At 71.6% G+C, this 11,851-nt stretch carries 12 protein-coding genes and 1 tRNA gene; 7 read left to right on the forward strand and 6 right to left on the reverse strand.

Annotation, left to right across the window (positions count from 1 at the left end):
• Positions 1-2 precede the first annotated feature (2 nt).
• A complete protein-coding gene (locus tag ACIRPK_RS10585) occupies positions 3-1,223 on the forward strand; it encodes an acyl-CoA dehydrogenase family protein (protein WP_403035884.1) in 1,221 nt (406 codons plus the stop codon).
• Here ACIRPK_RS10585 and ACIRPK_RS10590 read toward each other — a convergent pair.
• The 3 genes from ACIRPK_RS10590 to ACIRPK_RS10600 all read right to left on the reverse strand — a co-directional run bounded on the left by ACIRPK_RS10590 (position 1,220) and on the right by ACIRPK_RS10600 (position 3,056).
• On the reverse strand, positions 1,220-1,996 hold the full coding sequence (locus ACIRPK_RS10590; RefSeq protein WP_403035887.1) for an enoyl-CoA hydratase/isomerase family protein: 777 nt from the start codon (positions 1,994-1,996) through the stop codon (positions 1,220-1,222). The two genes, ACIRPK_RS10585 and ACIRPK_RS10590, sit on opposite strands and share 4 nt — an antisense overlap.
• A 28-nt stretch (positions 1,997-2,024) precedes the next feature.
• The gene (locus ACIRPK_RS10595; RefSeq protein WP_403035890.1) at positions 2,025-2,444 is read right to left on the reverse strand and encodes a RidA family protein; all 420 of its coding nucleotides are present in this window, start codon (positions 2,442-2,444) and stop codon (positions 2,025-2,027) included.
• A gap of 63 nt (positions 2,445-2,507) precedes the next feature.
• The gene (locus tag ACIRPK_RS10600) at positions 2,508-3,056 is read right to left on the reverse strand and encodes a GNAT family N-acetyltransferase (RefSeq protein WP_403035893.1); all 549 of its coding nucleotides are present in this window, start codon (positions 3,054-3,056) and stop codon (positions 2,508-2,510) included.
• A gap of 63 nt (positions 3,057-3,119) precedes the next feature.
• Here ACIRPK_RS10600 and ACIRPK_RS10605 point away from each other — a divergent pair, with 63 nt between their 5' ends.
• Positions 3,120-3,719 (forward strand): TetR/AcrR family transcriptional regulator, encoded by a 600-nt coding sequence (locus tag ACIRPK_RS10605; protein WP_403035896.1) that lies wholly within the window; start codon positions 3,120-3,122, stop codon positions 3,717-3,719.
• 117 nt (positions 3,720-3,836) lie between these two features.
• Here ACIRPK_RS10605 and ACIRPK_RS10610 read toward each other — a convergent pair.
• Positions 3,837-3,912, reverse strand: a tRNA-Arg gene (locus ACIRPK_RS10610).
• Between the two features lie 558 nt (positions 3,913-4,470).
• Between ACIRPK_RS10610 and ACIRPK_RS10615 the strand changes: the two genes are divergently transcribed.
• The 5 genes from ACIRPK_RS10615 to ACIRPK_RS10635 all read left to right on the forward strand — a co-directional run bounded on the left by ACIRPK_RS10615 (position 4,471) and on the right by ACIRPK_RS10635 (position 10,029).
• Complete coding sequence (locus ACIRPK_RS10615; RefSeq protein WP_403035899.1) at positions 4,471-5,160, forward strand: single-stranded DNA-binding protein; 690 nt, start codon at positions 4,471-4,473, stop codon at positions 5,158-5,160.
• A 328-nt stretch (positions 5,161-5,488) separates the two neighbouring features.
• Positions 5,489-6,814, forward strand: coding sequence for a Cys-Gln thioester bond-forming surface protein (locus tag ACIRPK_RS10620; RefSeq protein ID WP_403035902.1), 1,326 nt, complete (start codon positions 5,489-5,491; stop codon positions 6,812-6,814).
• 186 nt (positions 6,815-7,000) lie between these two features.
• Positions 7,001-8,665 carry an energy-dependent translational throttle protein EttA gene (gene ettA / locus ACIRPK_RS10625; protein WP_403035905.1) on the forward strand — a complete coding sequence of 555 codons (1,665 nt, stop codon included), beginning with the start codon at positions 7,001-7,003 and terminating at the stop codon, positions 8,663-8,665.
• Between the two features lie 120 nt (positions 8,666-8,785).
• Positions 8,786-9,238, forward strand: coding sequence for an acyl-CoA thioesterase (locus ACIRPK_RS10630; protein WP_403035908.1), 453 nt, complete (start codon positions 8,786-8,788; stop codon positions 9,236-9,238).
• A 104-nt stretch (positions 9,239-9,342) separates the two neighbouring features.
• Entirely contained in the window at positions 9,343-10,029 is a 687-nt protein-coding gene (locus tag ACIRPK_RS10635; RefSeq protein ID WP_403035911.1) for a hypothetical protein, read from the forward strand.
• Between the two features lie 36 nt (positions 10,030-10,065).
• On the opposite strand, the gene ACIRPK_RS10640 is transcribed toward ACIRPK_RS10635, so the two are convergent.
• Complete coding sequence (locus ACIRPK_RS10640; protein ID WP_403035914.1) at positions 10,066-10,449, reverse strand: globin; 384 nt, start codon at positions 10,447-10,449, stop codon at positions 10,066-10,068.
• 168 nt (positions 10,450-10,617) lie between these two features.
• Positions 10,618-11,814 (reverse strand): FHA domain-containing protein, encoded by a 1,197-nt coding sequence (locus ACIRPK_RS10645; RefSeq protein WP_403035917.1) that lies wholly within the window; start codon positions 11,812-11,814, stop codon positions 10,618-10,620.
• Positions 11,815-11,851: the final 37 nt, after the last annotated feature.

An 11,851-nucleotide genomic window follows, 5' to 3' on the forward strand; every position in this document is an offset into this window, starting at 1 on the left:
GTATGAGCACCTTCTCCCTCGACCCAGGCCCGGACCAGCTCGCCGTCCGGGACTGGCTGCACGGTTTCGCCGCCGATGTGATGCGCCCGGCCGCCGCCGAGTGGGACGAGCGCGAGGAGACCCCCTGGCCGGTCATCCAGGAGGCCGCCAAGATCGGTGTCTACTCGCTGGACTTCTACGCCCAGCAGTACTTCGACCCCTCCGGCGTCGGCATCCCGATCGCGATGGAGGAGCTGTTCTGGGGCGACGCGGGCCTCGGCCTGGCCATCGTCGGCACCACGCTGGCCGCCGTCGCGGTGCTGGCCAACGGCACCGACGAGCAGATCGGCACCTGGGCGCCGCAGATGTTCGGCACGCCGGACGACGTCAAGGTGGCCGCCTTCTGCTCCTCCGAGCCGGACGCCGGCTCGGACGTCTCGGCGCTGCGCACCCGCGCGGTCTACGACGAGGCGAAGGACGAGTGGGTGCTGAACGGCACCAAGACCTGGGCGACCAACGGCGGGATCGCCGCCGTGCACGTGGTGGTCGCCACCGTCGACCCCGCGCTCGGTGCCCGGGGGCAGGCCTCCTTCGTGGTGCCGCCCGGTACACCCGGCCTGAGCCAGGGTCAGAAGTTCAAGAAGCACGGCATCCGCGCCTCGCACACCGCCGAGGTGGTGCTGGACGGGGTCCGGATACCCGGCAGCTGCCTGCTCGGCGGCAAGGAGAAGCTGGACGAGCGGCTGGCCAGGGCCCGCGAGGGCACCAAGCGCTCCGGCGGCAAGAACGCCGCGATGGCCACCTTCGAGGCGTCCCGCCCCGCCGTCGGCGCCCAGGCGATCGGCATCGCCCGGGCCGCGTACGAGGTGGCCCTGGACTACGCGAGGACCCGGGTGCAGTTCGGCCGCCCGATCATCGACAACCAGGGCGTCGCCTTCCAGCTGGCCGACATGAAGACCCGGATCGACGCGGCCCGGCTGCTGGTCTGGCGGGCCTCCTGGATGGCGGCCAACAACCAGCCGTTCACCTCGGCCGAGGGCTCGATGTCCAAGCTGTACGCGGGCGAGACGGCCAAGTTCGTGACGGCGCAGGCGATGCAGATCCTCGGCGGCAACGGCTTCACCCGGGAGTACCCGGTGGAGCGGATGCACCGGGACAGCGCGATCTACACCATCTTCGAGGGCACCAGCGAGATCCAGCGCCTGGTGATCGCCCGGGCCATCTCGGGGATACCGATCCGCTAGAAGTTCGGTCGGCGGCGTTCCAGGAACGCCGCCAACCCCTCGCGGACGTCCGGTGCGTGGCGGGACTTGCGCTCCCACGGGGCCAGCGCCGCCGCCGGGTCGTCCGCGGCCAGCGCGGCCTTGGCGGCGCCGATGGTCTGCGGCGAGCGGGTCGCCAGCAGCTCGGCGAACTCCCGGGCCCGGGCGTCCAGTCGGCCGGCCGGCAGCACCTCGTCGGCCAGACCGAACAGCTCGGCCCGCCGGGCGTCCACCAACTCGCCGGAGAACAACAGGTACTTGGCCCGGGCCGGGCCGACCAGCCGGGCCAGCCGGACGGTCGGCACGGCCGGGTAGACCACCCCGAGCTTGGCCGGGGTGATGCCGAGCAGGGCGTCCTCGGCGACGAACCGCAGGTCGCAGGCGGCCGCCAACTGGCAGCCACCGCCCACGCAGTGGCCGTGCACCACGGCGATGGTCGGGTGCGGGAAGGCGGCCAGCGCCTCCTCGGCCGCGACGTTCTCGGCGTGGTAGGCGTCGGCCAGGTCCGGGTCGGCGTAGATCCGGGTCAGCTCGCCGATGTCCGCCCCGGCGCTGAAGGTGCCACCGGCGCCGGTCAGCAGCAGCACCCGGACCCCGGGCGCGGCCGCCAGCCGGTCCAGCAGGCCGGGCAGGGCCCGCCACATCGCCCCGGTGACGGCGTTCCGGCGCTCCGGCCGGTCCAGCAGCAGGGTGGCGACGGGGCCGTCGACCGAGGCCCGCAGGCCGGTCACGCCGGTTTCGAACTGCTGGGGCACGGTCGCCTCTTCCTCCTGGAGCGTCCCGTCACCCTTCCACAGCGGGCAGGTCCGGGACCACGGCGGTGACTGTGATCTCCACCAACTGGCCGGTGTAGCCGAGCGTGGTGACGCCGAGCAGGGTCGAGCTGTGCGGACCGGCGCTCAGCGCCGAGGCGTTGACCAGGTCCCAGACCTCGGAGAGCGGCTCGGGCCGGTCGGCCACCACGTAGACGGTGCTGGCCACCACCCGGTCCAGCCCGCTGCCGACCGAGGCCAGCGCGGTCTCCAGGTTGCCGAGCACCTGCCGGGTCTGGGCCGGGAGGTCACCCGGGCCGACCAGGTCGCCGTCGGCGTCCAGCGGCACCCCACCGGCCAGGAAGACCAGCCGCTCACCGGCCTCGACCAGGACGGTGTGCGCGTACCCAGGGGGCGGGAACAGGGCGGGGACGGTGCGGTGCTCGGCCATCGGGCGCTCCAAGGGAACTGGCGGGTCGTCAGCCGCTCATCGTCAACCGGCAAGGCCCGGCTGTCACTTGGTTTTCTGCCACTCGTGGGCGAGCATCGACCAGATCTCGTAGTCCAGCCGGACGCCCCGGAACTCGACGTGCTCGCGCAGCGTCCCGTCCAGGTGCATGCCGAGCTTCTGGGCGACCGCCCGGCTCCGGGTGTTGACCGTGCTGTTCCACCACTCGGCCCGGTGCAGGCCGCGCACCGTGAAGGCGTGGTCCAGCAACCGCCGGACGGCGGCCGTGATCAGCCCCCGGCCCTGACCGGCCGGCTCGGACCAGGCGCCGATCTCGCAGGTGCCGGCCTTGGTGTCGAAGGCCACGAACATCACGCCGCCCACCAGCGTCCCGTCCAGCCAGATGCCGAACAGCTGCCCGGTGTCGGTGGCCTGCCGGTCGGCGTAGCGCTGCAGGGTGGCCCGGGCGGACTCCAGGTCGGTGCTGAAGGTGGCCCACGGGATCCACGGGTCGACGTTGGCCCGGGCCCGGTCGATGTGGGTCAGGAACTCGGCGGCCTGCCACGGCTGGAGGGGGCGCAGCTCGGCGTCCTCGGTGAGCGGTACGGCGTACATGGGGCCCTCCCCGGGCGGATGGTCGGACGTACATAACAAACGTTTGGTAGGTACCCTAGCGCCATGACGCCAGCCCGTGGAGACCATGACGCCCGCCGGTCCGAGGTCTCCGCGGCGGTCTGGCGGGTGCTGGCCGAGCGGGGCTTCGGCGGCCTGACGCTGCGCGCGGTGGCGGCCGAACTGAACGCCAGCACCGGGATGCTCACCCACTACTTCCCGAACAAGCGGGCGCTGCTGACGTACGCGCTGGACCTGCTCGACCGGCACACGGCGGAGCGGCCGCGCCCGGCGGCCGAGCGCACCTCGCCGGCCGACGGCGGGCGGGCGCTGCTGCGCGCGGTCCTGCTGGACATCCTGCCGCTCACCCCGGAAGGGGTGGCCGGCAACCGGATCTGGGTCGGCTCCTGGGACGCGGCGCTGTCCGACCCGGAGCTGGCGGCCGACCACGCCGCCCGCTACCGCCGGGCCCGGGAGCGGATCACCGAGCTGGTCGGGCAGGCCAGGGAACAGGGCGAGCTGCTGGGGGAGGCGGGCGTCGAGGAGGTGGCGGCGGGGGCCCAGAGCTTCGTGCTGGGGCTGGTGGTGCAGGCGCTGCTCGCCCCGGCCGACTTCCCGCCGGAGCGGCAGGTCGAGTTGCTGGACCGGTACCTGGACGGGCTCTGAGGCCGAGGCGGGGCTTGTCCACTGCCGGGCCGAGGTCGGGGAGCGGGGCCGATGCTGCGGGGCCGATGCCGGGGAGCGGGGCCGATGCCCGGGGTCCGGCGGCCGGTGGGGTGGTGCTGGTGCCCCCAGCAGGATTCGAACCTGCGACCTACCGCTTAGAAGGCGGGTGCTCTATCCGCTGAGCTATGGGGGCGTGACGACATCGGCCCGGGTGGGCTTCGGTCGGCCTGCGGGGTCCGGGACAGGATAAGGGTGCCCAGATACTCAGCCGGGTCTTCGAGCACCGTGCGTGGTGTGTCGGCACCGGTTGAGCGGTCCGATAATCGCAGGTGGCGGCCGGGCATGCAGCGCCCTGACCGCTTCTGGCGCCGGACGTTGTGCAGTCGTTACGGGGCTGTCTCCCCACCTGTTATGGATTCGGTGCGGAGAATGGACCGGCCGGAGGGGCGGGTGGGGGGAGGTTTTGGCTTCCTTCGGTCGGATGACGTGCGCGGATGCGCCGACCGGCCACCCCTTCGGGGAGCGTCGCCCCGCGGCAGGCCCGGCCAGCACTTGTCATGGCCCCGAAAAACTGACGCCGAGTCAGCTGAAAATCGGAGCCGATTCACTCCGGAGAGTGATCCCGGTTATCCACACGTACGAGTTTTCCCCAGGATTTCGAAACGCTCGGGATCGTTTTCCCCGACCCGGCATCCTCTTCCCCGTCGGCGTGATTTCACCCGGTGATTCCCGATGGACGGAGAGTGTTCCGATGAACGAGACGATGGTGACCATGATCGGAAATGTCGCCACGGTGGTGAGCTACTCGCAAACCGCCGCCGGCGTCCCGGTGGCGAACTTCCGGATGGCCGCCACCGAGCGCCGCTACGACCGGGAGAAGGGCGACTGGGTGGACGGCGAGACGAGCTGGGTGACCGTCACCGCCTGGCGCTGGCTGGCGGCCAACGTGGTGAGTTCGCTCAGCAAGGGCGACCCGGTGGTGGTCAGCGGGCGGCTGCGGGTCCGGGAGTGGGGCGAGGAGGAGAAGCGGCGCTGCGTGGTGGAGATCGACGCCCGGGTGGTCGGCCACGACCTCGGCCGGGGGACGACGGCGTTCCGCTGGGCGGTCCAGGCCAAACCCGATCTGGTGCTGGGTCGTTCGGGCCGGGAGGAGTCCGCCGCCGGGCCCGCGGCCGCCCGCTCAGGTCCACGGTCGGCCGCGCTCGCCGGGGCACTGCCCGGCCAGGCGTCGGCCGGGCAGGCGGTGCCGGAGTGGATCGTCGCCGCGGTCGGGTCCAGGCAGGCGGCGATGGCCGGGGCGACCGCCGGGGCCACTGCGGGAGATGAGTCGGCCACGGCCGGTGCGGAGGAGGCGACCGGGGCCGAAGTGACCGGTGGTGTGCGGGAGGTGGAACCGGGAGGTGTCGAAATTGCAAGCAGTGATCGAGTAGCCGTCGGCTGAGACCGATGCTGATCACTGTTCGGCACTTCGAGCCCGACGGAGTGCCCCGATGGAAAGGCCCCTGATTGGGAGTAAGAATCTGGCGGGTCGTCAGTACACCGCTACGATGAGCTGCTTGATAACAATATAGATACGGAACCGTCCGCGTTTGGCACGGAGGTTTGCCAGCGGCCTCCGGTCAATAGGATGCGTCTGGTTCACACAAGTGCGGCGGTGTCACAGGGTGCGTCGCTTTGCAAGGCGGGCTGCCATCGGCAAGGCCCAGCCCGGAGGGGTCAACTAGATGTTCCACAAGCAGGGGCGGGCTCTCTCCCGCATAGCCGGTGTCATGCTCGCGTCGAGCATGCTGTTGGGCAGCGGGATGATGCTGGCGGGCGCGGCCAGCGCCGCCGGCTCGGAGACGACCGGGGCGAAGGCGAAGCTGAAGCCGGGCGTCCGGTTCAGCGAGACCATCAGCTACGAGCGTGACGGTCACAAGTACGAGGTGCAGGGCGGCATCCTCCAGTTGGAGACCGAGGACGAGAAGATCCTCGACACCTACTGCATCGACCTGCTCAACCCCACCCAGCCCAGCGCGGACTACACCGAGACCGGGTGGGCCTCCAGCTCGCTGGCCGGGAAGCCCGAGGAGGCCGGGAAGATCCTCTGGATCCTCCGCAACTCCTTCCCGCAGCAGAGCATCGAGAAGCTGCGGGAGGCCACCAAGATCGCGGACCTCAGCCAGGACGATGCGGCGGCCGGTACCCAAGCCGCGATCTGGCACTTCTCCGACGGTGTCGACGCGGTCCCGGACGACCCGCAGGCCAAGCAGCTGACCGAGTACCTGCGCCAGAAGGCGGTCAAGCTCGAGGAGCCGAAGCCGACCCTCAGCCTCAGCCCCGCCGCGGTCTCCGGCAAGAGCGGCGACCTGCTCGGCCCGATCACCGTCACCACGAACGGCGCGTCGGTGTCGCTGGCGCTGGACGAGGCGGGCACCAAGGCCAACCTGAGCATCACCGACAAGGCGGGCAAGGCGGTCAAGACCGCCAAGAACGGCGACGAGATCTACGCCAAGTCCCCGGCCGGCGCGAACCCGGGCAACGCGACCATCAAGGCCGGCACCTCCGCCGAGGTCTCGGTCGGCCGCGCCTTCACCGGCGTGAACGCCCAGGGCAAGCACAGCCAGACGCTGATCCTGGCCGGCTCCCAGCCCGTCCCGGTCACCGCCTCGGTGGCCGTCAACTGGGCCCCGACCGGCCCGATCCCGGCCGTCTCCGCCAAGGTCGACTGCGTGCAGGGCGCCGTGGTCGTGACCGCGGCCAACAACGGTGACCAGGACTTCACCTTCACCCTGTCCGGCCAGACCGTCACCGTCCCGCCGGGCGGCACCAAGAGCGTCCCGGTCAAGGTCGCCGAGGACACCGCGTACGACATCGTGGTCAGCGGCCCGAACGGCTTCAAGCAGGAGTTCAAGGGCGTCCTGAACTGCAAGACCGACACCGCGAGCTCCCCGACCCCGAAGGCCCCGTCGGCCAGCCCGAGCGGCCCGGTGCTCGCCAACACCGGTGGCGGCGGTCAGACCCCGCTGCTCGCCGGCATCGCCGGTGCCCTGGTGATCGGCGGCGCCGCCGCGGTCTTCACCCTGCGTCGCCGCGGCCGTCACAGCCGCGCCTGACCGGTCGAGCCGACTCCGCCGACCGGCGGATCCGCAGCCCGGAGCCGATCCGGCCCCGTTCCCTCCGCAGTCGAGGGGGCGGGGCCGGTCCCGTTCCCGAAGATCGCGTTCGGGGGCGTGGGCCGCGTGCGGCACAATGGAAGGCTGTAACCCGAATACTCACCGACGACGCCGGAGCGATCTCACGTGGCGGAATACATCTACACCATGCGCAAGGTGCGCAAGGCCATTGGCGACAAGGTCATCCTTGACGACGTGACGCTGAGCTTCCTCCCTGGGGCGAAGATCGGTGTCGTCGGCCCTAACGGTGCTGGTAAGTCCACGGTGCTGAAGATGATGGCCGGCCTGCAGCAGCCCTCGAACGGCGATGCCTTCCTGTCGCCGGGCTTCACCGTCGGCATGCTCCTGCAGGAGCCTCCGCTCGACGAGTCCAAGACCGTCCTGGAGAACGTCGAGGACGGCGTCAAGGAGATCAAGGGCAAGCTCGACCGCTTCAACGAGATCGCCGAACTGATGGCGACGGACTACTCCGACGCGCTGCTCGACGAGATGGGCAAGCTGCAGGAGGACCTGGACCACGCCGAGGCGTGGGACCTGGACGCTCAGCTGGAGCAGGCCATGGACGCGCTGGGCTGCCCGCCCGGCGACTGGCCGGTCACCAAGCTCTCCGGCGGTGAGCGCCGCCGCGTGGCGCTCTGCAAGCTGCTGCTCGAGGCGCCCGACCTGCTGCTGCTCGACGAGCCCACCAACCACCTCGACGCCGAGTCGGTGAACTGGCTGGAGCAGCACCTGGAGAAGTACAAGGGCACCGTGGTCGCGGTCACCCACGACCGGTACTTCCTGGACAACGTCGCCCAGTGGATCCTGGAGCTCGACCGCGGTCGCGCCTACCCCTACGAGGGCAACTACTCCACCTACCTGGAGACGAAGCAGACCCGTCTCAAGGTCGAGGGCCAGAAGGACGCCAAGCGCGCCAAGCGGCTCAAGGAGGAGTTGGAGTGGGTCCGCTCCAACGCCAAGGGCCGTCAGGTCAAGTCCAAGGCCCGCCTCGCCCGTTACGAGGAGATGGCGGCCGAGGCCGACAAGATGCGGAAGCTGGACTTCGAGGAGATCCAGATCCCGCCGGGCCCGCGCCTGGGCGCCATCGTGATCGAGACCAACAACCTCTCGAAGTCCTTCGGCGAGAAGCTGCTGATCGACGACCTGAGCTTCACCCTGCCGCGCAACGGCATCGTCGGCGTGATCGGCCCGAACGGCGCCGGCAAGACCACGTTGTTCAAGATGCTGCTCGACATGGAGAAGCCGGACTCCGGCAGCGTCAAGGTCGGTGAGACGGTCAAGATCAGCTACGTCGACCAGTCGCGTGCCAACATCGACCCGAAGAAGACGCTCTGGGAGGTCGTCTCCGACGGCCTGGACTGGATCAACGTCGGCAACGTCGAGATGCCGTCCCGGGCCTACGTCTCGGCGTTCGGCTTCAAGGGTCCGGACCAGCAGAAGCCGGCCGGGGTGCTCTCCGGCGGTGAGCGCAACCGCCTCAACCTGGCGCTGACCCTCAAGCAGGGCGGCAACCTGCTGCTCCTCGACGAGCCCACCAACGACCTCGACGTCGAGACCCTCTCCTCGCTGGAGAACGCGCTGCTGGAGTTCCCCGGCTGCGCCGTGGTCATCTCGCACGACCGGTGGTTCCTGGACCGGGTGACCACCCACATCCTCGCGTACGAGGGTGAGAGCAAGTGGTTCTGGTTCGAGGGCAACTTCGAGTCGTACGAGAAGAACAAGATCGAGCGGCTCGGCGCCGACGCCGCCCGCCCGCACCGGGCCACCTACCGGAAGCTGACCCGGGACTGACACCTTGCAGCAACCACGGCCCGGCAGACTGCCCCTGGGGTGGTCTGCCGGGCCGCCGCCCGTGAGCCACCGGCGGACAACCGGTCCTGACGGGCAATCGGATTCTTGAGGAGATCGACCGTGGCACGCCACATCTACGCCTGCCCCCTGCGGTGGTCCGACATGGACGCCTTCGGACACGTGAACAACGTGGTCTTCCTGCGCTACCTGGAGGAGGCCCGGATCGACTTCATGTTCACCCAGGCCAGCGCCGCCGGCGCCGGGGAGTTCGCGGGTGGCTCGGTGGTGGCGCGGCACGAGATCGACTACAAGCTCCCGCTGGTGCACCGGCCCGAGCCGGTCACCATCGAGACCTGGGTGACCAAGATCGGCGGCGCTTCGCTGACCGTCGACTACGAGATCAAGGACACCGCCGAGGACGGCACCGAGACGGTTTACGTCCGGGCCTCCACCGTGGTGGTCCCGTACGACCTGGCGGCCGCCCGACCGCGCCGGATCAGCCCGGTGGAGCGGGAGTTCCTCAGCCGGTTCATGGACGGGGCCGAGCAGACCCCGGCCGCCGCGGCCGCCTGACCCGTCGTGGCCAGACCCGCCGCGGCCGCCCGACCGTCGAGGTCGCCCGGCCCGTCGTGGCCCCCTGATCCCGTCACCGACCCGTACCCGAGTGAGCTGATCCGTTGACCGCCGCCCGCCTTCCGCTCGCCGACGTCACCGAGGCCGCCGACCTGGCGGCGTTCCTGGAGCGGTTGCTGCGCTTCGACCGGGCCGCCGCCGTCCGGCTGCAGATCGTCCGGGCCGAGCCGGGGCCGGTGCTGGCGGTGTTCGGGCGGCTGCCGCTGGGCAGCTCCGGGGTGCTGGCCGTGCGCAGCGCCCGGCTGCTCGGCGAGGACGTCGCGGAGGCCGATCTGACCGTCTCCGCCGGGCAGTTGCTGGAGAGCGTCGACGAGCCGGCGGCCACCCTCGGCCTGCCCGCCCCGGTCACCGGCCCGGCCTGGGCCGGCCTGCTGCCGCCGCGCTCGCGCTGGGAGCGCACCGGTGTCACCACCGCGCCCGTAGTACTGCCGGAACTGCACTCCGCCGTCCGGGAGTTCAAGCAGCGCACGGCCGAGATCCCGGAGCACCACCGGACGCGCGCGCTGCTCGACGGGCTCGCCGACGAGATCTGGTCCCGTCCGCTCGGCGCGATGCCCGAGCTCCCGCTCCGGGCCGCGCACGCCGCCTACGTGGTCGGCTTCCTCACTCCGGACGCCCCGCTCACCGCGCACCGCTCCGGCAGCTGGCTGAGGCTGAGCGCCCCGGCCGGCTCGGTCGCGCTGCGCACCGTCGTCCCGGGCGCCGGCCTCGGGTTCGGCCCGCTGCGCTGAACTCAGCCGCGCCGTACCGGGCCGGGTCGGCCGGGTTCAGCCCGCCGTGTTGACCATCGAGGCGGCTGCGTAGGCGAGGTAGTCCCAGAGCTGGCGCTCCGCGTCGGCGGGCAGCTCCAGGGAGTCGACGGCGGTGCGCATGTGCCGCAGCCAGGCGTCGTGGGCGGCCCGGTCGACCTTGAACGGGACGTGCCGCATCCGCAGCCGGGGGTGGCCGCGCTCGTCGCTGTACGTGCGGGGGCCGCCCCAGTACTGCATCAGGAACAGCGTGAGCCGCTCCTCCGCCGGGCCGAGGTCCTGCTCCGGGTACATCGGGCGCAGCAGTTCGTCCTCGGCGACACCCTGGTAGAAGACGTGCACCAGCCGTCGGAAGGTCGGCTCGCCACCGATTTGTTCGAAGAACGTCGCCTCGTCAGTCACTTGACCATGGTCGCAGACCGCTCCGGCGGTCGTACACCAGGACCATCGGACCAGGGCCGAGGTCCTGGTCCCACCCTCGGGCCCGAGGCGGAGGGCGGCCCGAGGCGGAGGGCGGCCCGGGGCGGGCCGGCCCGGTCGGTGGGGGCCGGGGCCCCCACCGACGGTCGGTCAGGCGCGGTGCAGGGTGATCGTGGTCCAGGCGCCGATGTGCACCCGGTCGCCGTCGTTCAGCGGGATCGCGGTGTGCGGGGGGACCGCCTCCGCCCCGTTGTTCACCGTGGTGCCGTTGGTGGAGTCCTGGTCGACCAGCACCCAGCTGCCGTCGGCCTGTTCGGCCAGCAGCGCGTGCTGGTGCGAGGCACCCGGGTCCTCCGGCGGGACGGAGAGGTCGATCTCCGGCACGGTGCCCCGGTGCTGGCTGCGGCGGCCGATCCGGAGCTGGCCGCGGCCGCTGAGCGGGATCCGGCGCTCGGGGCAGTAGGGCGGGAAGAACAGCCCGGCCGCCTCCGGCCCGCTGCGGGCCATCATGTCGGTGAAGTAGTCGCGGTCGGCCGAGACCACCGCGATCCAGGTCGACCTGGCCGGGGGCGCGCCCGGCGGCTGCAGGTGGAAGGAGGTGCCGAACTCGTCGCCCGGGGCACTACCCGGCTGTGCGTAGGTCGGTCCCGAGTCGAAGCTCTCCAGCCCCTCGGAACCCTGGAAGGACGGGTTCTTCCGGAACGAGGTGCCCGGCTGCTCGAACTGGCCGTGGCCGCCCTGGGCACCCGGCGGCGGGAACGGCGAGGGCTCCGGGGTCGGTGCCGGCGGCGGCACCGGCGGCTGGTAGGGCGCGGGCGTCGGCGGGCTGGGCGGCGGCGGCTGGTACGGCGCGGGCGCGGGCACCGGCCCGGGGCCGGGCGGCGGGAAGCCGCCGTACGCGGCCGGCGGGCGCTGCTGCTGCTGGCTCGCGGGCGAGGAGAGCTCGTAGTCGAAGCCGCACTCCTCGCAGTACCGGCCGGTCTGCGGGGTCCGGCAGATCGGGCAGGTGAGCAGACCGGCCGTGAGGTCGGAGTGGGTGTACGGCCCGGCCTGCTCCGGGTACGGCGCGGGCCGGCCCGGCTGGGCGTACTGACCTGCCCCGGGCGGTCCGCCCTGGACCGGCTGCGCGCCCTGCCCCGGCTGGGCGTACTGCCCAGGCTGGGCGTACTGCGGCGCGGGCGGCGGAGTGTTCGGCGGACCGGTGGGGACGCCCTGCGGCTGGGTGTGCCCGCTGACGAAGGGCGACGATCCCGGCACGGACAGCCCCGGCGGAGGGGTCATCGGGAAGCCGCAGAAGTCGCACCAGTCCTCGGCCTGCGACTCGTGGCCCCTAGGGCAGATCGGCATCAGGTCCCCCACATCTCCAGCGGTCCGGTTCGGCCCC

The organism is Kitasatospora sp. NPDC101801 (genome assembly GCF_044766665.1).
Lineage (GTDB): Bacteria > Actinomycetota > Actinomycetes > Streptomycetales > Streptomycetaceae > Kitasatospora.